The sequence below is a fragment of the Vibrio sp. 2033 genome (assembly GCF_033339735.1).
Window position 1 is genome coordinate 485,492 of the sequence record NZ_JAWOVC010000002.1, and the last position, 24,743, is coordinate 510,234.

The 24,743-nt window shown below is 43.9% G+C and carries 22 protein-coding genes; 15 read left to right on the forward strand and 7 right to left on the reverse strand.

What is annotated here, in order from left to right:
* Positions 1 to 6: 6 nt before the first annotated feature.
* A complete protein-coding gene (locus R7P74_RS05425) occupies positions 7 to 540 on the reverse strand; it encodes a nicotinate-nicotinamide nucleotide adenylyltransferase (protein WP_005375300.1) in 534 nt (177 codons plus the stop codon).
* Positions 541 to 718: 178 nt separating this feature from the next.
* Here R7P74_RS05425 and nadE point away from each other — a divergent pair, with 178 nt between their 5' ends.
* A complete protein-coding gene (gene nadE / locus R7P74_RS05430) occupies positions 719 to 1,549 on the forward strand; it encodes an ammonia-dependent NAD(+) synthetase (RefSeq protein ID WP_005375299.1) in 831 nt (276 codons plus the stop codon).
* 100 nt (positions 1,550 to 1,649) lie between these two features.
* Here nadE and R7P74_RS05435 read toward each other — a convergent pair whose 3' ends face one another.
* Positions 1,650 to 3,467 carry a hybrid-cluster NAD(P)-dependent oxidoreductase gene (locus R7P74_RS05435; RefSeq protein WP_047101750.1) on the reverse strand — a complete coding sequence of 606 codons (1,818 nt, stop codon included), beginning with the start codon at positions 3,465 to 3,467 and terminating at the stop codon, positions 1,650 to 1,652.
* Between the two features lie 267 nt (positions 3,468 to 3,734).
* Between R7P74_RS05435 and R7P74_RS05440 the strand changes: the two genes are divergently transcribed.
* Together R7P74_RS05440 and pyrC are read left to right on the forward strand one after the other, a co-directional pair.
* Positions 3,735 to 3,899 (forward strand): YqaE/Pmp3 family membrane protein, encoded by a 165-nt coding sequence (locus tag R7P74_RS05440; protein ID WP_005375297.1) that lies wholly within the window; start codon positions 3,735 to 3,737, stop codon positions 3,897 to 3,899.
* 155 nt (positions 3,900 to 4,054) lie between these two features.
* The gene (gene pyrC / locus R7P74_RS05445; protein ID WP_005385019.1) at positions 4,055 to 5,083 is read left to right on the forward strand and encodes a dihydroorotase; all 1,029 of its coding nucleotides are present in this window, start codon (positions 4,055 to 4,057) and stop codon (positions 5,081 to 5,083) included.
* A gap of 95 nt (positions 5,084 to 5,178) precedes the next feature.
* Here pyrC and R7P74_RS05450 read toward each other — a convergent pair whose 3' ends face one another.
* The gene (locus tag R7P74_RS05450) at positions 5,179 to 6,084 is read right to left on the reverse strand and encodes a DUF808 domain-containing protein (RefSeq protein WP_017821242.1); all 906 of its coding nucleotides are present in this window, start codon (positions 6,082 to 6,084) and stop codon (positions 5,179 to 5,181) included.
* Between the two features lie 172 nt (positions 6,085 to 6,256).
* Here R7P74_RS05450 and R7P74_RS05455 point away from each other — a divergent pair, with 172 nt between their 5' ends.
* Positions 6,257 to 7,174 (forward strand): M14 family metallopeptidase, encoded by a 918-nt coding sequence (locus tag R7P74_RS05455; protein WP_318122728.1) that lies wholly within the window; start codon positions 6,257 to 6,259, stop codon positions 7,172 to 7,174.
* Here the strand turns inward: R7P74_RS05455 and R7P74_RS05460 are convergent.
* Positions 7,169 to 7,957 carry an AraC family transcriptional regulator gene (locus R7P74_RS05460; protein ID WP_005385013.1) on the reverse strand — a complete coding sequence of 263 codons (789 nt, stop codon included), beginning with the start codon at positions 7,955 to 7,957 and terminating at the stop codon, positions 7,169 to 7,171. The genes R7P74_RS05455 and R7P74_RS05460 overlap by 6 nt on opposite strands.
* 98 nt (positions 7,958 to 8,055) lie before the next feature.
* Between R7P74_RS05460 and R7P74_RS05465 the strand changes: the two genes are divergently transcribed.
* The 3 genes from R7P74_RS05465 to R7P74_RS05475 all read left to right on the forward strand — a co-directional run bounded on the left by R7P74_RS05465 (position 8,056) and on the right by R7P74_RS05475 (position 10,009).
* The gene (locus R7P74_RS05465; RefSeq protein ID WP_149191610.1) at positions 8,056 to 8,961 is read left to right on the forward strand and encodes a DMT family transporter; all 906 of its coding nucleotides are present in this window, start codon (positions 8,056 to 8,058) and stop codon (positions 8,959 to 8,961) included.
* A gap of 145 nt (positions 8,962 to 9,106) precedes the next feature.
* A complete protein-coding gene (locus R7P74_RS05470) occupies positions 9,107 to 9,592 on the forward strand; it encodes an acyl-CoA thioesterase (RefSeq protein ID WP_005375279.1) in 486 nt (161 codons plus the stop codon).
* Positions 9,593 to 9,763: 171 nt separating this feature from the next.
* A complete protein-coding gene (locus tag R7P74_RS05475) occupies positions 9,764 to 10,009 on the forward strand; it encodes a hypothetical protein (protein WP_005375277.1) in 246 nt (81 codons plus the stop codon).
* A gap of 367 nt (positions 10,010 to 10,376) precedes the next feature.
* Here R7P74_RS05475 and malG read toward each other — a convergent pair whose 3' ends face one another.
* From malG to malE, 3 genes are all read right to left on the reverse strand, one after another.
* Entirely contained in the window at positions 10,377 to 11,267 is an 891-nt protein-coding gene (gene malG / locus R7P74_RS05480) for a maltose ABC transporter permease MalG (protein WP_005375275.1), read from the reverse strand.
* A 12-nt stretch (positions 11,268 to 11,279) separates the two neighbouring features.
* On the reverse strand, positions 11,280 to 12,854 hold the full coding sequence (malF, locus tag R7P74_RS05485) for a maltose ABC transporter permease MalF (protein WP_005375273.1): 1,575 nt from the start codon (positions 12,852 to 12,854) through the stop codon (positions 11,280 to 11,282).
* A gap of 79 nt (positions 12,855 to 12,933) precedes the next feature.
* On the reverse strand, positions 12,934 to 14,112 hold the full coding sequence (malE, locus tag R7P74_RS05490; protein ID WP_005375272.1) for a maltose/maltodextrin ABC transporter substrate-binding protein MalE: 1,179 nt from the start codon (positions 14,110 to 14,112) through the stop codon (positions 12,934 to 12,936).
* A gap of 672 nt (positions 14,113 to 14,784) precedes the next feature.
* On the opposite strand from malE, the gene malK reads away from it, so the two are divergent.
* From malK to R7P74_RS05530, 8 genes are all read left to right on the forward strand, one after another.
* Complete coding sequence (gene malK / locus R7P74_RS05495; RefSeq protein ID WP_005375271.1) at positions 14,785 to 15,903, forward strand: maltose/maltodextrin ABC transporter ATP-binding protein MalK; 1,119 nt, start codon at positions 14,785 to 14,787, stop codon at positions 15,901 to 15,903.
* 421 nt (positions 15,904 to 16,324) lie between these two features.
* Complete coding sequence (locus tag R7P74_RS05500) at positions 16,325 to 17,725, forward strand: undecaprenyl-phosphate glucose phosphotransferase (RefSeq protein WP_104980111.1); 1,401 nt, start codon at positions 16,325 to 16,327, stop codon at positions 17,723 to 17,725.
* A 10-nt stretch (positions 17,726 to 17,735) separates the two neighbouring features.
* A complete protein-coding gene (locus R7P74_RS05505; protein WP_203345610.1) occupies positions 17,736 to 18,941 on the forward strand; it encodes an outer membrane beta-barrel protein in 1,206 nt (401 codons plus the stop codon).
* 12 nt (positions 18,942 to 18,953) lie between these two features.
* Positions 18,954 to 19,487: a polysaccharide biosynthesis/export family protein gene (locus R7P74_RS05510; protein WP_203345609.1), complete on the forward strand. Its 534-nt coding sequence runs from the start codon at positions 18,954 to 18,956 to the stop codon at positions 19,485 to 19,487.
* 15 nt (positions 19,488 to 19,502) lie between these two features.
* Positions 19,503 to 21,683, forward strand: coding sequence for a GumC family protein (locus tag R7P74_RS05515; RefSeq protein WP_171342490.1), 2,181 nt, complete (start codon positions 19,503 to 19,505; stop codon positions 21,681 to 21,683).
* Positions 21,661 to 22,470, forward strand: a complete 810-nt coding sequence (locus R7P74_RS05520; RefSeq protein WP_047102585.1) for a putative capsular polysaccharide synthesis family protein — start codon at positions 21,661 to 21,663, stop codon at positions 22,468 to 22,470. Before R7P74_RS05515 ends, R7P74_RS05520 begins: the two co-directional genes overlap by 23 nt.
* Positions 22,471 to 22,472: 2 nt before the next feature.
* Entirely contained in the window at positions 22,473 to 23,525 is a 1,053-nt protein-coding gene (locus tag R7P74_RS05525) for a glycosyltransferase (protein ID WP_047102584.1), read from the forward strand.
* A complete protein-coding gene (locus R7P74_RS05530; protein WP_318075649.1) occupies positions 23,491 to 24,738 on the forward strand; it encodes an O-antigen ligase family protein in 1,248 nt (415 codons plus the stop codon). The genes R7P74_RS05525 and R7P74_RS05530 overlap by 35 nt, the downstream gene beginning before the upstream one ends.
* Positions 24,739 to 24,743: the final 5 nt, after the last annotated feature.

The following is a 24,743-nucleotide window of genomic DNA, read 5'->3' on the forward strand; positions in this document are numbered from 1 at the left end:
GACCTCTCAGTTCCCAGACAATGTTTCTCTGTATAAGCCTTTACTAAGTAATAAATCACGTACGGAAGGTGTTGTATAGGCACCGATCTCTTCACCCTCGGCCAGTGCTTTGCGAATATCTGTGCTTCTGACTTTTACTTTTTCAGGACATGCCATAACAGTCCAACGTTCCGTAATCTCTTCAGCTCTACTAAATTTAGCAAATTTGAAGAAATTATCAGGACCAATGACAAAAGTTATATCGGCAGTTGGGTAGATTTCTTGAATTTTTTCTAACAACGCATAGGTCGTCACACTTTGTCCAGGTTGGTATAAAGCTTGCTCTGCATCAGAACGCTGAACATTAGAAAGCCCCATATCCTTGATGAACGCGTCAACCATTTTGCACCGAGTTGGGTAATCAAGCATGTTCTTGCCCCAAGCGTGTGCAATGCTTGGCTCAAGTAGCACAAGATCAAAGTGGCTCAAAGACTCAATAACACTTTTATGCCCTAAACTAGGTGGGTTAAATGCACTACCAAAAATGGCGATTTTTTTCATATCCGGTGATTACCTGGTTGAAGAGAGTTTTCTAATCTGATGATTTCGGTATGATACTACTAATCTTTACAGCTTTTGACCCTAAAGTCGCATTTAATGAGCCTCAACTGTATGGTTTATCACCATTTGAGCAAATGTGCTTTAGAGTCTGAAATATTTGCAGGAAAAGGAACCCTAAATGGAACAATCCATCCGTGACGAAATGCGCGTACTCCCTTCAATTGATCCGCATTTTGAAATTGAACGCCGTGTCGCTTTTATTAAGCGTAAATTGCAAGAAGCGGGCTGTAAGTCTCTTGTTCTTGGCATCAGCGGTGGCGTTGACTCAACGACATGTGGTCGTTTAGCTCAGTTGGCTGTAGACCAACTAAACGAAGAAGCGGGCAACAATAGCTACCAATTTATCGCAGTTCGCCTGCCTTATGGGGAGCAAAAAGATGAAGATGAGGCTCAGCTCGCTCTGTCTTTTATCCAGCCAACCCATTCTGTATCGGTGAACATCAAAGCAGGTGTTGACGGGCTTCATTCGGCTTCTCACGTTGCATTAGAAGGCACAGATCTTCTACCAACTGATGCAGCAAAAGTCGACTTCGTAAAAGGCAATGTAAAAGCGCGTGCTCGCATGGTTGCTCAATACGAGATCGCGGGCTACGTAGGCGGCCTTGTTCTTGGTACTGATCACTCAGCAGAAAACATCACTGGTTTCTACACTAAATTTGGTGATGGCGCTTGTGACATGGCACCATTGTTCGGATTAAGTAAGCGCCAAGTTCGTGAAGTAGCTGCTACATTGGGTGCACCTGAGCAACTAGTGAAGAAAGTGCCAACAGCAGACTTAGAAGAGCTTGCTCCACAAAAAGCAGATGAAGATGCCCTAAGCCTAACTTACGAGCAAATCGACGACTTCTTAGAGGGCAAACCTGTTCCACAGCAAGTGAGTGACCGTCTGGTAGCGATTTACAAAGCAACGCAGCACAAACGCCAGCCAATCCCGACGATTTACGACTAAGCGATATTTTCAGCTCTCTTTAAAACTCAAAACGCTGCTAAAAATAGCAGCGTTTTTTTGTCTAGGAACAGTTTTTGTCGAAGGACAAAGGTGCTCTCGCCTAGTTGGTTACTGTTATGTCCGTCTCTGGCACAGCACAACACGCCAATACGGTTCCCATTGCACGTTCCTCATCAGTCAACGCGGGCACGTCCGGATGATGAACTTGCCCCGACGTAAGCTGAACTTTACACGCGCCGCATAAGCCAGCACGACAGCTATTGCTGATGACCTTCCCAGCATCTTCGAGCTGATCTAACAACGTTTTTTGGTTGTTGCCTACGACTTTAGTTCCATTAAAGTCAATAGCGAGACTTTTCTCTGGCTTTGACGTAAGAGAAGAAACTCCAAACGCTTCTTGATGGTAGTTTTCCTCTGGCAGCCCTTTTCTTAGCAGGAGATTTTTCGCTTTCTCCATAAAACCATCAGGACCACACACAAACACCTGCCGCTGTTCAACATCTTTGATTTGCTTAATGTGTGACAAACTTAAACGCCCTTTCAAACCAAACCAATCAACAGCAGGTTGCGTTAAACAGACTTTTACTTCTAGCCCTGGGTGCTCACGCTTTAACTGCTCCAACTCTGAGCGACAAGGAATATCATTCTCGGTGCGACATTGATGGTAGAAAACCACATTATCCAACTGATTGTGATCCGCTAAGTAACGCACCATTGATAACATTGGTGTTACTCCGCTACCCGCAGAGAGTAACAGCAGAGGCTGCGCTTCATGCGTTTTAAGGTGGAACTGACCGTCAGGTTGTTCTGCCTCTAAAACATCACCGACTTGTAAGTTGTCCAAGAGTGAGTTAGAGACTCTTCCACCCGCGATACGCTTTACAGAAATAGCATAACGACCCGGGCGAGAAGGACTGGATGATAAGGTATAGCGTCGACCCACTTTCTTACCATCAATATTCACCTCTATTGGCAGGTGTTGTCCTGGCAAGTAATTAGGCAACGAACCTTTGTTTGGCTCTAACCATAAGGTCACAAAGTCTTGGGCAATTTCTTCACGCTCAACACATGTAAGCTTCATGCGCACTGGCGAGTTATCTACGTAAAACTCCGGCTCTTTGTACTCCAATACTTCAACTTTATCGCCTTGACGAATAATGCCTTCATTTCGCGCGACAAGATTCTGGCCAAAGAACACACCACCGACATCGTTTGCACGGAACTGTTGCAAGGTTTTGAGCGGCTCTTTGCTCTCACGGAATGTGCCTCTTTGGGTATTCACCGTAGTCAGGATACAGCGCTCGCAAGGTTTGAGAGACTCAAACTCTACCTCACCGATTCGTATGCGCTTCCATGAATCTTCTTCAAATGGTTTAGTATCAGAGACAACTAAGTTAGTACGAAACTGATCCATTGAGTGTAGCTCTGAACTTCTTCGGTTCAGCTCATCAAGTGAAGCTTGGCTGATCACTAAAACCGGATAACCATCAGCAAAACTGACGTTTTGACCTAGCTTTTCACGGACACGATTCGATTGCTCACCACTAAACAACAACTCAACGCGCTGCCCCAGCACTCGACTAAACCAGTCATCTGCATCATCTGTCGTGGTATAGGCAGTAAACGTATCTTTCCAAACCGTTGCAGGTGTCTCCTGCATTTTGAAATCTTGGTAACGGATTTTAAGTGGCTCCATACCCAAACTACTAAACACCACTCCATCGGACAATAAGGCAGACTTAATGGTTACCATTTGCGGATACTTTCGCGCAGTGATCATCGAGCCATCAGCTTTCGCAATCATAAAGCGACGATCGAAGCTCAATCCTTGCTTCTCAACCCATACGGACGACAGCGATAATCCGCCAACTGACTTAACCGGAAAAACATTAATTTGGGATAAAACGGGTTGCGACATAGCCTTCTTCCTACGGGTGTTTTTTATTTGTTGCGGTATTGTATACTCAAATCACATTAAGTTGCAGAGTCTGCTGCCTCTTCATCCATTTCAACTTTCTCGAAACCATATTCTTATAAATTTGGTTTTAGTGACAAGTATTTACTACACTCAATATTCGCGTTTTTTAACACCGTTCTGACCAAATACCGTTTGATAAAGTGTGATACGACACACATAATTCACCCAAGTTATCACTACTCCCATTTATCGATTTGGAGCTTAATTATGGATACAAGAAAACTGGTTCTGATTTTGTTATGTATCTTTCTTCCGCCTGTCGCGGTGTTCATGGAGAAAGGTCTAAATAAAGACTTTTTGATTAATCTAATATTGACGTGTTTCTTCTTTCTACCAGGTACGATCCACGCGCTTTGGTTAACAATGAAGTAACCACTTACACTCTCACTCTTTATAAAATTGAAAAATGGGATGAAATATGAGGGCAATTCCTCTATCATCCTGTCGCCTAAGCGCAAGCGTTTGCTCAAAAGCAAATACGGCGCTTAGGCTCCAATCAGACAACTTTTCAATGGTGGGAGCAATTAATGACAACACTGACTATCACTCGTCCTGACGACTGGCACGTTCACTTACGCGATGGGGAAGTTCTTAAAGACACCGTTCGCGACATCAGCCGCTACAATGGCCGTGCGCTGATTATGCCAAATACCGTCCCACCTGTTACTACAACTGAGCTCGCCCTAGCCTACCGTGACCGAATTCTCAAAGAGCAACATGGCGAACAGTTTGAGCCTTTAATGGCGCTTTACCTTACAGATAACACGACACCAGACGAAATACGTAAGGCTAAAGCAACCGGACACATTGTTGCTGCCAAGCTCTATCCTGCTGGCGCCACAACAAACTCAGATTCCGGTGTGACCAATGCGAAAAACATTTATCACGTTTTAGAAGCAATGGAAGAAGTAGGAATGTTACTTTTGGTTCATGGGGAGGTAACACATCACGATGTTGATATATTCGACCGAGAAAAAGAATTCCTTGATACCGTCCTCGCTCCTATCGTCAATGATTTCCCTAATCTTAAAATCGTACTAGAACATATCACCACCGCCGACGCAGCAAACTTCGTTAACAATGCCTCAGACAACGTAGCGGCTACCATCACTGCCCACCACCTTCTTTTCAACCGTAACCACATGCTTGTGGGTGGTATTAAACCTCATTTCTACTGTTTGCCAATTCTTAAGCGCGGAACCCACCAGCAAGCGCTGATCGAAGCAGCAACTAGTGGTAGCAAGAAGTTTTTCCTAGGTACAGACTCAGCGCCACATGCGAAAGGGGCAAAAGAATCGGCTTGCGGTTGTGCTGGTTCTTACACTGCACACGCTGCGCTAGAGCTTTATGCAGAAGTCTTCGAAAAAGAAGGCAAGTTGGAAAACTTGGAAGCTTTCGCAAGCTTCAACGGTCCTGATTTTTACGGCATTGCACGTAACACAGATACAGTAACGTTAGAAAAATCCGCTTGGGATGTGCCAGAAACGATGCCATTTGGCAATGATATCGTTGTGCCTATTCGAGCAAATGAACAGATCGAGTGGAAAGTGAAGTAAGTACTTTACTGACGTTTCACCCATAAAACAGGGTCATGCTTTTTGTAAAAAGAAGTCATGACCCTTGTTATTATCGTCTCATGTTTTAGATGTGATTATTGACCACGAAGCTTTTCAACCATCGTCCATACCGCAACCACAACCAACCCCGCCACAAAGCCGATAATACCGTTCAGTAAAATAGGCAAAATGGCTGTAGCAACCGAATGACCACTAAAGTTCATAATAATCGGCTCTACAAAGTGATGAATGGCTGGCACGTTGTGCACCACAATTCCTCCACCCACCAAAAACATCGCAGCAGTTCCTACAATGGTTAACAACTTCATCAACTTTGGTGCAAAAGCGACCAAGGCCCCTCCGACTTTCGCTACCCAACCTTTACCGTTTGAGCGACTTTCAAGGTAAAGGCCTAAATCATCTAGCTTCACAATCCCAGCGACTAGTCCATAAACTCCAACCGTCATAATCACTGCAATTAAACTGACAACTAAAATTTGCGTAACAAGACTGGCTCCTGTCACGGTACCTAACGCAATCACGATGATCTCTGCTGAAAGGATAAAGTCTGTTCGAATCGCACCAGAAACTTTACGCTTTTCATACTCTTCTATCGACTCGCCAGTATTAACTAGCTCCTCTTTTTCTTCGTGCGGATGCGAGTGAGGAAACACTTTCTCAAGTACTTTCTCTGCCCCTTCAAAGCAGAGAAATAAGCCGCCAATTAGCAATAATGGCATAATAAGCCATGGAATAATCGCGCTAATAAGTAAAGCTGAAGGAACTAAAATCAATTTATTTTTGAATGAGCCTTTTGCAACCGCCCAAACCACTGGAATCTCTCGCTCAGATGCAACACCAGACACTTGTTGAGCGTTTAACGCTAGATCATCTCCCAATACACCTGCGGTTTTCTTTGCCGCCATTTTTGACATTAAGGCGACATCATCAAGCACCGTGGCAATATCGTCCAACAGTGTGAGTAAACTTGCTCCAGCCATTTTTTGTCTCTTATATGAAATTGAGTAAGTAACAAAATGTAACACCAATGAATCACTCATCAAAGTGATGATTTTGCAAAGAATACCACCCCAAATGGTGTTTTATATTGCCGTAAAGATAAGACAGGTCTAGTCTTGTGATACCTTTCAGCAGTCAAAAGAAAAAGTATAGATGAAAAGTGGATACATTTACCCGATCGGTACTCCTGGCCAACCTTGGAACGAAGAAGAACGTAAAGCTTGGTTAGCAACGCAAGAAGTAAAACGTAGCTACCAAGATGAAGTCGTCAGTAAAATCGATGCCCTACGCGAGCGTTTTGATGTTGAACAATATGGTGCGCTCTCATACAACGAGGCACGCTTCCCTCTGTTTTGTATCAAAACACGCAATTGGGATTCAACTAAACCTGCTGTGTTGGTCACAGGCGGCGTGCACGGTTACGAAACCAGCGGTGTACATGGCGCATTAAAGTTTGTAGAAACAGAAGCAGAGCGCTATGCAGAGCATTTCAATATTGTCGTTGCACCCTGCGTAAGCCCTTGGGGTTACGAGGTGATCAACCGCTGGAATCCAAACGCGATTGATCCAAACCGCTCTTTCTATAAGGATAGCCCTGCCGAAGAGTCCGCTAACCTCATGAAGCTCGTTGCAACTTTAGGCGATGTGTTAATGCACATTGATCTACATGAAACGACAGATTCTGACGAAACTGAGTTCCGTCCAGCCTTAGCTGCTCGTGATGGTATTGAGTACATTGAAGGTATGACCCCAGATGGCTTTTACACGGTGGGAGATAGTGAAAACCCTCAGCCTGACTTCCAAAAAGCGGTCATTGAGTCAGTTGCAAAAGTGACTCACATTGCACCAGCAGATGAAAACGGCGAAATCATTGGTTCACCCGTCGTACAGTTTGGCGTTATCAACTACCCAATGGTAAAACTGGGCCTGTGTGGCGGCGTAACAAATTGCGTTTACGGCACGACAACGGAAGTGTACCCAGACAGCCCAACGGTGACCGACGAAGAATGTAACGATGCACAGGTTGCAGCCGTGGTGGGTGGTTTGAATTACATAATCGCTCAGCTATAACAATCGATTCTTGTATTGCTCCGGTGTCATGCCGGAGTATTTCTTGAACATCGCGATAAAAGGGCTAGCTTGGTTATAACCTAACGTCAGAGCGACTTCTTTTACGGTCTGCCCTTTACGCAGCAACTCCATAGAATGCAAATAACGTACACGTAAGCGCCACTCAGTAAAGCTCATTCCTAATTCACTCTGGCAATGTCTCGCTAACGTGCGTTCTGTGGTATGCACTTTTGCCGCCCACTCCGCCAAACTGATCTCATCCGTCGGCGATTCTTCTACTGCTTTTAAAATCGGTTCAAGATACTTATTGTCGGTAGTCGGTAAAAAGTGATGTTCGACTTCTTGCTTTGCAAGCTGGTCCAATAACACTTGTACCAAGCGCTTGTCTTCATCAGTTTGCGCCACGTTAATGTCTCGCTGACGAAAGTCCTCAATAATAGATGACACGATTGGAGTCACTTTGATCAAGCTCGTTTTGGTAGGAAAATGCGCTGTCAATTCAGGGGCAATGTTCAAAGAACAATATTCGATTGGCTTACGGTTGTAGCTAGTGTGACGAATTCCGGCGGGAACCCAAATAGCAAGATGTGGAGGTGCTAGAAATCTTGTGTCTTCTGCATCCATCTCCAGAATCCCACCGCTGATCAGTTGCACTTGCCCCCAAGGGTGGCTATGAATTCGTGTTTCTGTATTAGAGAGAAACGCTTCGAAATTCATAAATACATCTGATGGCGCACGATCGATTGATAAGGAGGGGTGAAGATTTCTGGCGCTCTTTTTCAAAATTGTCTTCCTATCGCTTACGATGTCTTTTAAGAGATACTTTTTATTATAAAGACCTGCCAGACTAGCGCCATCAATAATTGTGCTATAGGGTTCTCATGATTTATTTACTTCCGTTTTTCACCGTTATGATTTGGGGTGGTAACTCAATTGTGAACAAGATGGCTGCGAGCGCCATTGAACCAAGTGCGATGAGTTTCTACCGTTGGTTTGTCGCAATGGTACTCCTAACGCCATTTTGCCTGCCTGCAATCATCAAACAACGACACATTATTCGACCTTACTTAGCTAAGTTGGCGTTTCTTGCGTTACTTGGTATGGTTCTCAACCAGTCACTTGGATACTATGCCGGTTTAACAACAACGGCCTCTAATATGGCTCTGATCACCTCTTTAGTTCCTTTGCTCAGTGTGTTTTTAAGTGTCCCATTACTCGGTAAATCTATATCAATGTTAAGTATCGTCGGTGGTGTCATTTCGCTCGGCGGCTTGGCATTTATGCTTGGTCACGGTGATATCACTTACTTTTTACATCAAGACTTAACGCAAGGTGACAGCTTAATGCTCGTTGCTGCCATGGTATACGCGGCTTATTGTGTTCTGCTAAAACGCTGGAAAATGCCATTCAGTAGTTTAACTCTGGTTTACATGCAGGGCTTCTTTTCTGTTTTGATGCTCACACCACTTTGGCTCTCTAGTGAGCAACTGTTACCAAGCCAAGATGCGCTACCATTAATCGCTTATGCTGGTATTGCTGCTTCCATTTTCGCGCCGCTGATGTGGGTCAAAGCGATTGATTCAATTGGTGCTGATTCAAGTGCTATGTTCATGAACCTAATGCCTGTGGTTTCCGTCATACTTGCTTCAACACTAATTGGTGAGAAAATTTACGCTTACCACATTATTGGTGGGTTGTTAGTCATCTCTGGCGTTATCCTGTCGCAAGTAAAAGTAAGACAGAGAAAACCATTATCCAATTCTGAGATTGCCTCTACCGCCAATTAACATCTACACCCCAAGCCACAGAACTACGCTGTGGCTTGTCACTTCCAGCGTTCGAATAAAAGTTAAAATTTTGTTTCATTCGCTATTCCCGAAAATTCATCTTGCTGCTAAATTGGGAAAACAATAACCCATCAAGGAAAGACAGATGAGCAGTGGTCAAAGAGACATTACCCTTCGCTTTTTAGCAGAACCCAGCGACGTAAATTTTGGCGGAAAAGTGCACGGCGGCGCCGTAATGAAATGGATCGACTTGGCAGCGTACGCCTGCTCTGCAGCGTGGAGTGGTAAATATTGCATTACCGCATATGCTGGCGGCATTCGGTTTGTTGCGCCGATTCATGTCGGCAACTTAGTCGAAGTTAGCGCGAAAGTCATTTATACCGGACGAAGCTCAATGCACATTGCGATTGACGTGCAAGCCAGTGATCCAAAGCAAATGAAAAACAGACTCACCACTCACTGTATCGTTATCATGGTTGCTGTAGATGAAAACGGAAAACCAACCGATGTACCGAAATGGATTCCAGAGTCAGATGAAGACAAAGCCTTAGAGCAATCCGCGATCCGTCTTATGAACATGCGTAAAGAGATTGGGGAAGAAATGGAAGCACACGTTAAATATCTCAAGTAACTGGCATCCGTTAAGAACACTATTAAGTACCTCAACGTTACCCAGACCCAGAGTGTGGAGCAACATCATGGTTTTGCCATTTGTTTCACGCTCGCCCTTCTCTGTCATAAATCCTTCACCTAGCTTTGCTTAAATCCATCCATTATTTTAGAGTTGGATAGAGTTTGGATCTTGAGACTAAAAGAAACGACCTTAAGTGAAGAGACGTTGACCAATTTAAAAGCGGTCGAGTACCAGTGGGTGAGAACCATGTACGTCGAGGGGTATAACGAAACAGAAATTAATCATTACATTCAAACTTGCTTTGGCGGTGACGTTACCTTTGCTAATCTATTTCGTCGCGTCGCACTGCAGCAAGAAAGTTTGTACACGCTGCTTCAATACGTTGGATGCGCACCTTCCAGCCGAGAGTTTTAATCTCTTCCTTCCCTACCTCAATTTAGCTTTTTACTAAGCTCTAGTTATTTATGTGAAGTGCTACGCAGGGCATTATTCAAGCCCTGTGTAATCCATTGCAAAGCCGCTAATCTCTATCTACTTATTGCACAATTGCCTTTAACAGGCATAAAAAAACCTGAGTCTAAACTCAGGTTATGGTTACAAAAACTGTTAGTGATTGAATCGTAAGGAACTAAGCTAACAGCCAGCTATGCGTAACGCCAATAAAAGCCAAGATATTACTGATCGGCGGCCAAACCAAAATTGTAATATCCGTGCTAAGTATAAGGGCGACCATGTGGTCGCCCTTTTCTAGTTATTCTTATCAATCTCAGACCACAAGAGATTATCCTTTCACACCACCAGCGGTTAGACCACCAACCAACCAGCGCTGCGCAAGTAAGAATACGGCAGTGATTGGCACTGCTGAAAGTACAGCAGCTGCGGCAAAGTCACCCCACAAGTAGTTTTGTGGATATAGGTATTGCTGCATACCCACTGCAAGTGTGTACGAGTCTACATCAGAAAGCAGTAGTGACGCTACAGGAACTTCACCAATTACCATGATGAACGACAATATGAAGACTACCGCTAGGATTGGCACAGACAGTGGCAGCAATACCAAACGGAATGCTTGCCATGGTGTAGCACCATCAAGAGCCGCCGCTTCTTCTAGAGACGAGTCAATACTTTCGAAGTAGCCTTTAATGGTCCAAACGTGCAGTGCGATACCACCTAAGTAAGCGAAGATCAGACCGCCATGCGTGTTCAGACCAAGGAAAGGAATGTACTGACCCAGTTTGTCGAACAACGCGTACAGAGCAACCAGTGCCAACACCGCAGGGAACATCTGGAAGATCATCATCGCTTTAAGAATGGTGTTCTTACCTTTGAACTTCATACGAGCAAACGCGTAAGCCGATGTGGTTGATAGCGCCACGATTAGGATTGCAGAAATACCACCCACTTTTACCGAGTTCCACAACCATGTCATTACTGGGAATGGTGGCGGTGTAACTGTACCGTCTGGATTAGTCACCGAGAAACCTAATGCCAATTTCCAGTGATCAAGTGTTGGGTTGTCTGGGATCAGGCTACCCGTTGCAAAGTTACCTTCACGGAATGAAATCGCGATGATCATCAGTAAAGGGAAAATAATCAGTGCCAAGAATGCCCACATTGCAATATGAGTAGCCCAAACACGATACTTTAATGACTTACCTTGTACCATTGCCATTGTAATTTCTCCTTAGTCCTGAGCTACTTTAGTTACGCGTAGGTTGATAAGTGCCAATGCGCCAACCAATAGGAAGATAAGCGTTGCTACCGCACTTGCTAGACCGAAGTCTTGACCGCCAGCACCTTCGAATGCGATTCGGTAGGTGTAACTTACTAGCAGGTCGGTGTAACCCGCAGGCTCTGATGTACCAATCATGTTTGGACCACCGCCAGTCAACAACTGGATAAGTACGAAGTTGTTGAAGTTAAATGCAAAACTCGCGATCAACAATGGTGTTAATGGCTTCAACATCATTGGTAGTGTGATACGTGTAAAGTTCGTGACAAAGTTCGCACCATCAATTGCTGATGCTTCATATAAATCGTCTGGAATCGCTTTTAGTAAGCCCATACACAAAATCATCATGTAAGGGAAACCAAGCCAAGTGTTCACAATTAAGATCATGGTTTTCGCCATGAACGGATCAGAGAACCAAGCCGGGCTAATGCCGAACAAGCCTTCCAACAACATGTTGATCTCACCAAAGCTTTGGTTAAACAAACCTTTAAAGATCAAGATAGAAATAAACGCCGGAACTGCATAAGGCAGGATTAGCAACAAACGGTAAACTGAGCGACCTTTAAGTGCTTCCCACTGAACCACACTGGCAAGGACAAGACCAATAACAAGCGTAAACAATACGGTTAGCGCAGAGAAAACAATGGTCCAGATAAAGATACTGATAAACGGCTCTTTGATACCATCATCTTTCCAAACACGCTCAAAATTGTGGGTACCAATGTTCACCACGAAACCTGGTGACACTGTGCTACCAACAAATTGACCGTTTTCATCGACAGGCTGGTAGTAACCTACTTCCATATTTGGACGTAGCGTTTCTTCAGTCCGGTTGTTGTAAAGCGTTTCACCATCTTCTTGTAATGTGTACAAAGGCACAACTGCAGCAAATTTGCGCAGCCCACTCATGCGGATATCATCACCACTTGGCAAATGTAAATCGACACTGCTCAACGCACTGCGGTTCTTAACAATCGCCTTGATTGATTCTTTTTCACCCGTTACTTCTTCAATTGGTGAAAGATCAAACTCCGATGCTGAAAGGTTATCAAGCTGAAAAGTCGGGCTTGCAAGTAGCTCACCATCTTTTTCAACCACAAGTTGATGGCCTTGCTCCGTTTTATACAAAGTGAACGGGTAGCTATCACCACTTTGGTAAGTTCGGTCCAAAAGTACGTTCTGAGCGCGATCAAAAGAGAGTTGGTTTTTCGCGCTATAGTTGGTAAACGCCAAACCTATGGTGTACGCCAAAGGAAAAAGAATGAAAAGGATCATCCCTGCTATACCAGGGTAGATGTAACGGTGTGCGTACGTCTTTTTGCTACCAAAGATGAACAACGCTAAAGCGGTAAGAATGAGCGTAAGTAGTGCAAACGCAATCTCACCGCGAGAATACATAAGGATTGTTGCGTAGCCATTGATGATGCCGACTGTGCCTAAAAGTGACCATTTCATGAACACTTTTTTGCTGCTCGGAAGGCTGGCTTCTGGTGCTGTCATAGCATTTGTACCTTGAACTGACTGCATAGGGAACCTGCTAGCGAATATAGAATAAATATAGAAAAGTAAGGAGGAGTTGCCTCCTCCTTAAAAAGGTCTTACTTAATTATTTAGTCATTTGTTTTTCTGCATCTGCAAGAGCTGCATCGACAGTTTGACGACCGTCAACTACGTTGATGATTGCGTTCTTAGCCGCACCCCAGAATGCGTTCATTTGAGGGATATTTGGCATGATTTCGCCGTTCATCGCGTTATCCATAGTCGCAGCGATACGAGTATCTGAATCTAGTTCACGTTGGAACGAGTTAAGCGCTACCGCACCTAGAGGCTTATCGTTGTTAACCATGCGTAGGCCGTCGTTTGTTAGTAGGTAGTTCTCAATGAACTCAACCGCTAGGTCTTTGTTTGGAGACGCAGTGCTGATACCAGCCGTTAGAACACCAACGAATGGCTTAGAAGATTGACCTTGGAACTTAGGTAGCGTAGTCACGCCGTAGTTAACGCCAGACTTCTCAATGTTGCCCCAAGACCATGGACCGTTGATCGTCATCGCTGTTTTGCCTTGGTTGAACGCAGACTCAGACACTGAGTAATCCATATCCGCAGAGATTACGCCTTTATCAACTAAGCCTTTTACGAAGCTCATTGCGTCTTTAACGCCTTCTTTCGCGATACCAGCGTCTTTAACATCGTAACCTTCAGAAGTGTATTTGAACGCGTAGCCGCCATCAGCCGCCATTAATGGCCAAGTGAAGTACGGTTCTTTTAGGTTCCACATGATTGCAGACTTGCCGTCTTTTTTAAGTTTTGCATCTAATGCTGCAACCTCTTCCCAAGACTTTGGTGGGTTTGGAACTAGGTCTTTGTTGTAGATTAGAGATAGAGACTCAACCGCAACTGGATAGCCGATCAATTTGCCGTCGTAACGTACTGCATCCCAAGCGAAATCAACGATACCTTCTTGAATATTCTTAGAAGGTTTAATTTCTGCTAGCAGGCCAGCTTCTGCGTAACCACCGAAACGGTCGTGAGCCCAGAATACGATATCAGGACCGTCGCCAGTCGCTGCAGTTTGAGGGAATTTGTCTTGAAGGCCATCTGGGTGAGCCACAGTCACTTTAATGCCTGTGTCTTCTTCAAATTTCTTACCAACTTCAGCAAGGCCGTTGTAGCCTTTATCACCGTTGATCCAGATAGTAAGTTGTCCTTCTTCGATGGCAGCATTAGCACCAAAAGAACCCAAAGCAACAAGAGTACCTAGTGCTACAGCGCTTAACTTTTTCATGTTCGTATCCTTTTTATATTTTTGATGTAGGGCTAGTCCATTGAGGTTCAGCCGTATTTCGACATATATCATCTGAAATAATCCAATATGTCTCATCCTCCTAATCCCTACGCCCTTACAATTATGACGTATTTTCGTGATCTAAATCGCCAAGGGTAAGAGACTCAAATCACAAAATGGATAGTTCCTGTGATCGGTTTCAACTTTAGGTGGTGCAATAATGTGATTTCCGACCAACTGCTTTCTTCCTCCTCCTTTTTTACTCCTCCCTTTCTACTCCCCCTACAATTATTTCTATTAGGAGGATGTCGCACTACGCACAATCTTAGAAACTGCAGTCATCCAAGAGTGGATGGTAAGAACCCTTTCCCAGCAGTGCCTACGTATTAGGAAAAAGATTTGCTGGTTTTGCATTGCCAGACGAGTGGAATGTCATTATTAGTGTTGTTTGTGGTAATTATTTCACGGGGGAGACAATACGAATAATGTGGGGGAGAGAAACTCGTACTTGGCTATGATGGGTAGCACTTCTATTCAGGACATTTTATTGAAGTGCTACCCTACTTTTCTTACCAACCGCAATAACTTACCGATTCCTACTGTTACTGCTCGCTAGATAATTCATATAATGATGAGCGGTGAATAATAAAAAATTGATCGAGGACGAGCTACATGGCGAGTGTCACGTTAAAAAATGTTTGTAAAGCGTATGGCGACGTACTGATTTCTAAGAACGTAGACCTAACAATCAACGAAGGTGAATTTGTTGTTTTCGTAGGTCCATCAGGTTGTGGTAAATCTACCCTTTTACGTTGTATTGCCGGTCTTGAAGACATTACTTCAGGTGATTTGTATATTGGTGACCAGCGCATGAATGACGTCGAACCATCCAAACGTGGTGTTGGTATGGTATTCCAGTCTTACGCTCTTTACCCGCACCTTAACTTATATGACAACATGTCATTTGGCTTGAAACTAGCAAAAGCAGACAAAGCAGAAATCGACAAGCGTGTTGAACAAGCAGCAGAAATCCTACAACTAGGCCACTTGCTTGAGCGCCAACCAAAAGCACTTTCTGGTGGACAGCGTCAACGTGTGGCGATTGGCCGAACATTGGTATCGCAGCCAAATGTATTCCTTCTAGACGAGCCACTATCAAACTTGGATGCGGCACTGCGTGTAAACATGCGTGCACAAATCACGAAACTTCAGCGCCAACTTGGTTGTACCATGATCTACGTAACGCACGATCAGGTAGAAGCGATGACAATGGCAGATAAAATCGTTGTACTAGACGGCGGTTATGTATCGCAAGTTGGTAAGCCGCTTGAGCTTTACCATTACCCACAAAACCGCTTTGTAGCTGGCTTTATCGGTTCTCCTAAAATGAACTTCATGAGCGTATTCATTGATGAAGTAGAAGCAGAGCGCGTCAAAGTTCAACTATCTAACGGCGTATCTTTCTGGATTCCGGTGGATGGTACAACAGTTAACCGCGGCGACCGAATGTCTTTAGGCATTCGCCCTGAGCACCTATTATCCGCTTCTGAAGCTGATGCAAGTATTCACGGTGAAGTGATGATTGTTGAGAAGCTAGGTAACGAAACTCAAGTATACCTAAATCTAGAAGGCGCGGACGCCGACGTTATTTTCCGTCAGCCTGACACGCTTGCAGTCGACACTGGCGATAAAATCGAGATCGGTATTCCAGCTCATCGTTGTCACCTGTTCCACAGTGATGGTCGCGCATGCCGCCGCCTATACAAAGAAAACGGCGTAGAAGTCGAATAGTTCATTCGTCCTTACTCAAAAAAATCCCTCTCAAGTGAGAGGGATTTTTTTATCTTAATAAATATCAGCAATTCGATACTAAATCATTAATCGTTAACGAATCAAATCACCCGTTTCTTCTACCCTCACATAAACCATTGTCTTTGTACTGATACTTCATTTTTAATACTTTTCCTCATTCCTCATAAGTAAGTACCAGCTTTTTCCTAACCCGCCAAACTTAGCCAAAGGGCTAAATATCATTCTTATTTCCACTTACCTCAACAAAGCAAATTTTTACACTTATCAACGAAATTACACGTGACAAAAACTCAGCAGCATTCCACAGAATGCTCTGTGCACCAACTACTAATAACGTTCACGACACGGCAATTGGGGAAGACACCCAAGGGCGGTAGCGTGTCAGAAGGGAAACTGAGTCATGAAACAAAAAGGACTTATCCGCTCTCATGAGATGGAGTTCGCTTTTTTATATCGCATCTCAGATCTTGCTGTCATCGTCTCTTTTATGCTGCTTTTAGTGTTCAAAGACATGAATACTGCGATGGGGAAAGATTACGTCATATTGGCTTTCGTTGGAGGCATCTCCTTTCTATTTATGGCAGAAAGCGGCAATCTGTATCGCTCTTGGCGAACCAGTTCGTTTAAAGAGCAGATGTTTATTGTCTGTGTTGCTTGGGCGGTGACTTCTGCACTTATCTTTGTTGTGCTGTATTTTTCTGAAGTCCATACCTTATTTGATAACACAATTTTAGCGCTGTGGTTTGCGATTACGCCCGCTCTGCTTTTGGCATGGCGAGTAACATTCCGTACCGGATTAGCCTATTTGAGAAAAAAAGGATTCAACACTCGCACTGCAATCATCATCGGCCAAACTCCTCACGGCATTACCCTAGCTAACGAAATTCAAAACCACACAGAACACGGCGTGCTTTTTGATGGCTTTTACGACGAACGATCTTCCGACAGATTGCCAAATTCTGATTATCCTATTAAAGGAGCTGTTGACCACGCCCTTGAGCGAGCTAAAAAAGGGGAAGTAGATTACGTCTATATCGCGATGCCAATGCACGCAAAAGAGCGCATTGCGTCACTTCTTAACCAATTCTCAGATACCACCGCAAATACGTATCTGATTCCCGACTTCTTCACTTATAACCTTTTACATTCTCGTTGGGCGCAGATCGGCCAAGTTCAAACACTAAGTGTCTTTGATACACCTTTTGCTGGAATTTCTTCTTGGGTAAAACGGTTTGAAGACATCTTGTTTTCGAGCATTATTTTGGTCTTAATCGCCCCTATTCTATTCGTCATTGCGATTGTCATTAAGGCAACGTCTAAAGGCCCTGTCATCTTTAAACAACATCGGTACGGTCTTGATGGACGCAAGATTGAAGTCTGGAAGTTCCGTTCAATGACAACCATGGATCAAGGTTCCAACGTGAAACAGGCGACAAAGAACGATCCTCGTATTACGCCTTTTGGCGGATTTCTACGTCGCACCTCTTTGGACGAACTGCCTCAATTTATCAATGTCCTGCAAGGGACCATGTCTATTGTTGGTCCACGCCCTCATGCCGTGGCGCACAATGAAGAGTATCGCCAGATTGTTGACCGATACATGCTACGTCACAAAGTAAAACCAGGCATTACTGGCTGGGCACAGATTAATGGTTATCGCGGCGAAACCGACACCTTAGAAAAAATGGAAAAGAGAGTCGAGTTTGATTTGGATTACATCCACCATTGGTCGGTTTGGATGGACATCAAAATCATCTTTATGACCGTTTTCAAAGGCTTCACTGGTGCTAACGCTTACTAAGGTTGAGATTATGAAGAAACTGACAATGGCAATAGCATTGAGTCTGTTTTCTACTGACTTGCTCGCAGAACCGATGGCTTACCAAACCGAGTCTGGTATAGAGTTGATTCCCCTCGTAAAAATTTTCTACGAGGGAGATGACAACATCAATAAAGCGGAAAAATCCGGCAATGTAGAATCGGTCAATATTTGGGGTATAGAACCAAGCTTACTAGCACGTATAGAACGGAATCGCTATCGCGCAGATATTTTATATAAGTTAAAAGCTGGCTTTTCATCTGACGATCGCAACGACTTCGACGACCACACTTTTCAGTTTTCCAACTTTTTCGAATTTAATCATCGTCATCGTTTAGTGGTTGATTACCGTTTTCGCGCCCAGCATGAAGTTCGAGGAGAAGATATTACCGAAGGTAATGGTAGCGCAATCGACTCACCAATAGAGTTCAACCGTAACGATGTAAAAACCAATTATGTCTTTGGATCTAACGGTGCCAAAGGCAGACTCGAATTCGGTTTAGGCTATAGTGATAAAACCTATCAAAACTATCGTGACGGCTTGCCTGGGCGCCCAAACGCTAAAACTAAATACAACGATTTTCGAGCTCCCAATGCACATTTGGAGTTCTATTTAAGAGCGACGCCAAGAACCTATTGGTTAGTCGGAACAAACCAAATCGTAACCGAGTATCAGCACCGAAATTCTGCGCAGCCATCGAAAGATAACAACACCAGTTTCTATTACACCGGTGCCGAATGGGAAGTCACGGGAAAAACCAAAGGCATCGCTCGACTCGGTTATCAAATCAAAGATTTTGACAGCGCTCAACGAGAGACATTTAAAGGCTTTAGTTGGGATATCGGCTTTGAATGGTTGCCTCAAGAACAAACTCTAGTCAGCGTGAAAACCACTCAAGCGGCGGTTAACCCCGATCAAGATGGCGATTACAACCTACAAACTCGTTACCGACTGAACCTGAAGCACGATTGGAATAGTTACCTTGCAACTCGCTTAGGTGCTGTTTATCAACAAGATGATTACACGGGAATCTCCAGAAACGACGATCGGTACACTCTATCTTTTGGTATCGATTATCAGATCAAACGTTGGATACAGCTGCAAGCCGATTGGCAATACCAAGATAAAAACTCTAGCCGATCGGATTATAGCTTCGAACAAAATATTTGGACTTTAAGCGCACAGTTTTCTCTGTAAAAAGGATTATTAATGAAGGCATTCATCAAATTCATGAGTGTAGCGTTGTTGCTATTTAGCACTTTGGTCAACGCTGACTCAAACGAGGAAGATTACTTACTCGATACTGGCGATACCATTTCCGTGCAGGTCTATGGTGAAGAAGATCTTACGATTAAAAATATTCTAATAACGTCAGATGGCTACTTTGATTACCCCTACCTTGGCCGAATTAAAGCAATCAAAAAAACACCAAAACAACTCAAGTACGAAATAGAAACGGGCTTAAAAGGCGATTATCTCATCAATCCAAAAGTGATGGTCACCATCAATAATTTTCGTCTGTTTTACGTTAATGGCGAAGTCAGGAAGCCTGGTGGATTTGAGTACCGTCCAGGATTAACCATAGAGAAGGCCATCGCTCTAGCAGGCGGCTTGACCGACAGAGCCTCACGCAAAGGCATTAACCTAACCAAGCATAAAACGGGTCAAACGGTGGAAGGGGTCAGTATGCACCGCAACGTTGAACCTGGTGACATTGTATTTATTGACCAGAGCTTCTTTTAAGTGACAGGGAATCAAATGAACGGGACTCATCCAAATAATCTCCAGATGAACAAAGTAGAACTGATTCGTTTTGGCCATCACTTCAAAGCGATTAAAAAGAATTGGCTAAGCATCGCAGCATTCACGCTTCTGTTCTCATTAACTTGTACTTGGTATATCTACTCCAAAGCATCGATATACCAAGCTACAGCTACGCTACTCATCCAAGAGGAGCAAAAAAGCGCCCTTTCAATCGAGGAAGTATATGGCGTCGACACGACAAAAAAAGAGTACTTTCAAACGCAAATCGCCATTTTAAAATCGAATCATATTGCAGATAAGGTCATTAGAGAGCTGAACCTCACCCAATTACCTGAATTCACAAGCTCAGGGGGGTTAAATAAAAAAATCGACCAAATAAAGTCGATTCCTTTTGTTCAAGACCTACTGAATGTGGCACCAAGCCCAAAAGAAACCGCCCAGTTTTCAGAGTCCTATTATCAGGCACTTCAAGCTTTCAGAAGTAAACTCGATATTGAGCCAGTACGTAACACCCAATTAGTCAGAATTCGCTTTCGTTCTACCGATCCTAAGCTTGCGACGACAATCGCCAACGCGGTCGGCCAAGCCTACATTGACGCAAATTTTGAAGCCAAATTGGTCGTTACACAAAATGCGGCTACTTGGTTGACAAATAACTCTCAAAAATTGGAGGAGCGATTACGTAACTCGGAGCAAGCGCTGCAAGAATTCTTGTTAAAAGAAGGGTTGATCGATATAAACGGTATTGATGAAATTTACGCAAATGAGCTAGAAGAACTCACTCGCAAGCTGAATATCGCTGTTAATAAGCGTATTGAAGCGCAGACGTTAATCCAATTGTTACGACGTAAATCTTCGCAAAGTTTAGACAGCTTGTTGTCAATTGATGAATTCGCTAATCAAGCGCAAATCCGCGATCTAAAATTGTCGGAAGCACAGGCAGCCAAAAATCTCTCTGAACTGGCACAGCGCTACGGACCTAAACATGATCGAATGATTCAGGCGAAAGCGCAGCTTGCTGAAATTCAATCTAGAACCCAGCAACTCATCCGTGACATTTCCTTCAGTAAGCAACAAGACCTTCTTGCTGCAAAAGCGCAAGAGGACATGCTTCGCGCAGAACTCGATAACAAAAAGTCAGACTTCCAATCGTTAGGGTCACAAAAAGCGCGTTACGAACAGTTAAAACGCGAGGTTGAATCCAATAAGGCACTCTATGAAGCGTTCTTAAATCGTGAGAAAGAGACCAACGCCACCAGCGACTACAAGAATGTCACTGCTCGCTTTACTGATAAAGCCATCATTCCTCTATTCCCGGTGGCACCACAACGAATCAAACTGGTACTAATTGCCACCTTTTTTGGCTTTGCCATTGCTTGCGCTCTAGTCATCATCTTAGAAACGATGCGAGAAGTTATCCGAAGCACAGCCGATGTGCAGGAAAAACTTGGTGTTACGTGTTTAGGTGTGATTCCTATGGTCAAAAAACGCAATTTGCGTAAAAACGGCGTCAGTTATACCGCGTATTTAGATGATGAAGAAAAGCTATTTAGTGAAGCTTGCCGCTCCGTCAGAACCTCGCTTCTGCTCAGATTAACCAACACGAAGCAAAAGATATTGCCCTTTACCTCTGCTATTCCAGAAGAAGGAAAAACATCGACCAGTATCAATATGGCGGTGTCGTTTTCAAAAATGGAAAAGGTATTGATCATCGACTGCGATTTACGTCGACCTTCCATAGCAAAGCGATTCGGTATTGCTGAATCAAGCCCTGGCTTAACGCATATCCTGACGATGGATACGCCAATCAAAGATTGTGTTACACATATAAAAGAAGCCAACTTAGATGTATTACCGGCCGGCCTAATTCCGCCAAACCCACAGGAATTACTGGCTTCTGATCGCTTTAAAAAGTTGCTCGAACATTTTCAAAATAAGTATGACCGGATCATTATCGATACACCACCCCTACTGTCAGTGAGTGACGCACTTATTCTTGGTCAGTATGCCAATGGTCTGATCACCGTCATTCGCTCAGAATCAACAAAATCATCACTGGTTAACCTTGCGTTATCTAAACAAATACAACACTCAGTTCCATCTCTTGGCGTCTTAATCACACAAGCCAAGGCCAAGGAAGGAGAGACGCTTTATGTCCAGAAATACGCCTACTAACGTAAACCTATCTTGGTACCAAACGTTGAAAAGCCAAGAACAGCCGGTATTGATCTATCAAATGGGCAAAGTAGGTTCGAGTGCATTAGAGCATTCCATTCCTGACTCGATTCACTTGCACGACCTTATGACCGTCGATGCGCAAAAACAAATATCCCCCGTTAGAGCGCAATTGCATAAGCCTCAGATCAATGCGTTAAAGCGACGACTAAAGCGTATAACGATGAGCCAAATGTTAAAGCGCAAGAAAAAAGTTCGAATTATCTCGCTGGTGCGTGAACCGATCGGACGAAATGTCTCAATGTTCTTTCAAGCACTTCCTTTTTGGATGGCGGACAAATATCTAAAGGATGACAGCGCAATACGTACCGAACGACCGCAATTACTCCAAGAAGCATTTGATAAGCACATGAATCATCAATATGCGCTGCAGTGGTTTGACAACGAGATCAAACAACTAACAGGGATTGATGTGTTTAACGAGTCTTTTAATCACGAAGTAGGCTATCAAACATACCATAACAATAACTTCTCACTGTTGGTGATTCGAAGTGACAAGCTAGCGAAGGCTAATTCTGCAGTTGAAGACTTTTTAGGTTACCCCGTGGATGTTGTTTATGAAAATCAATCAGACAACAAATGGTACTCGCCACTACTGAAAGAATTCAAAACGCAATTTCAACCTACACCCGAGTACGTTGAAGAAATGCTGAATTCTAAATTGACGAAGCACTTTTTCTCAAATGCAGAAATCACCGACCTTAAACAGCAATATCTGACCAATTAATCATGAAAACCAAGATTCTACATATTATTAATGATCTTTCTCAGAACGGCGGTGCTCAGAAGTTCTTAGTCGACCTTGTTTTAGAACATAAGCCTGAATACGAAATCAAAATTTTGGTCTTGTGTGATGAAAATGATTACTTACCAATGCTATCCGCCCAAGGGATAGAGTGTTTTAACTGGCGCACTTTGTCATTGAGTGAGAAATTCTCTTTGCTGCGTTGGCCGGATGTCGTTCACGGGCACCTCTACCCTTCCATTTACCTAGCGCTATTGGCGGTAGGTAAAAAACGAATCCAGACTGAGCACTGTTCTTATAACCGTCGACGTGACTATCCGCTGTTTAAGTTCATGGAATACGTCTTGTATTGGGGCCACGACTTGACGGTCAGTATTAGTGAAAAAGTACAAGATGAACTGGTGAAGTTCATGCCTCGCTACCAACATAAATATCACGTGGTGCACAATGGCGTTGATTTAAAAAGGTTTCCTATGATGCCGAAGTGCGCCAGCCACCTGATCGACAAACCAGTCATCAAGATTGGCATGGTGGGCCGACTTCACCAACATAAAGATCATGAAACGCTTATCCAAGCACTTATCCATTTACCAAGACGATACGAACTCCACCTTGCGGGAGATGGAGAAAAAAAATCGTCACTGCAAGCATTGGCAACAAAAATCAACGTCGCGCAACGTGTTCACTTTCATGGCGTAGTTTCAGACGTTCCAGCCTTTTTGAACGACATGGATATTTACGTGCAATCGTCGCACGTCGAAGGCTTTGGTTTGGCGGCGGTTGAGGCAATGGCAGCAGGCTTACCCGTACTATCGTCGGACGTACCTGGTTTGGATGACGTCACCGGACGTGCCGAATATTTATTTCAAGTTGGTAACGCCACTGAACTGAGCCAAAAAGTGCTCCAACTGTGTGAAAGTGTTGAGCGGTACGACGCTGCAAGTCAATACTCAGTCAATAGGGCCTCTCTCTACACCATCGATAAATTTCGTGAAGGTTACTATGGAATCTACCAGCAGCTTTGCGCCAACAAATAGTTCCGTGCCATCGAGCCATCGCGCCTCATTGCTTGCAGCATGCCTATTAGCATTGTTCTTTATTCCTATGAAGTTTCGTGCTGGAGGAATAGCGCTAGCCCCATCTGACATCGCAAGCCTTTTGTCCATTGGTTTTACTGCATTAGTGGTATTGGAAGGAAAAGCTGAAAAACTCATGCATCCCTGTATGGGGTTCCTCGTATTGTTCACTGGGTATGTGTTCATAAATGGTCTGCTAAATCGCGTCCCTTTAATGCCGCTAGTTATAGAAACTGTGCAATGGTTAGCGATTTTGTGCCTACTGAGCCTAATGTACGCCTATGGCGTGTTTGATGACGAACGGGTAATGGTTTATTTCACGTATCTGTTGTTTTTCATCTGTACGCTCGTTGCCTTATGGCACTTTGCTCAGGGCTATCAAAGCGGGTTTAAGTTACTCGGGGTAAGTAAATACGGGTTCGGTGTACTGTGCTCACTACTGTACCTTTATCGAGATAAAATTCGCGCTTTTCACCTTTTGATGCTCGTAGCTTTAGTATTACTGGTGTTGTCACAAGAAAGAAAAGCGCTACTTGGTTTTTGTCTGCTTTTCTTCTTTGACCAACTGCTCGTAAAAAACTTAATGAGAAAATCGCTCAGCGAAACGTACACGTGGGCGATTTTATTAGCCTTGAGCTTCATTGTGTTTACTGCCGTCACAACCACACTCTACGTTGGGTTTGAAACGCTAGCAGACACATTGGAAATAACCCAAGAAGACGTCTTATTTGCCAACCAAAGTGAAGCCCGCTGGGTATCGAATCTTCATAGAAAACTTTTACTTGCCAATGGGCTAGATATTTTACTTCAACACCCAGTGCTAGGTGTCGGCGCGAAAATGTTACCCAACTTTATGATCAGTTACTTTAATTATGATGAGCTGGCGATCTACACCCACAACTTTGTGTTAGATACCGCAATTGAATACGGATTGCTTGGTATCGGTCTGCTGTTTGGTGGTTATTTTCTTTTTATTCGCTTTTGCTTCCGTAGTCTTAATGAAAACAGAAAAAGCCTATTACTTGCGATATACGCCCTCATCATGGTGTTTTTCGTTGCGGTAAACACCACCATAATTTTAATACTCTTATTACCCGTCATGATCAGCATTAGCAACGACTCAAGGGCCATTGCTCATACTTTTCCGGTAAACCATCACCACGAATATGAATAATCAAG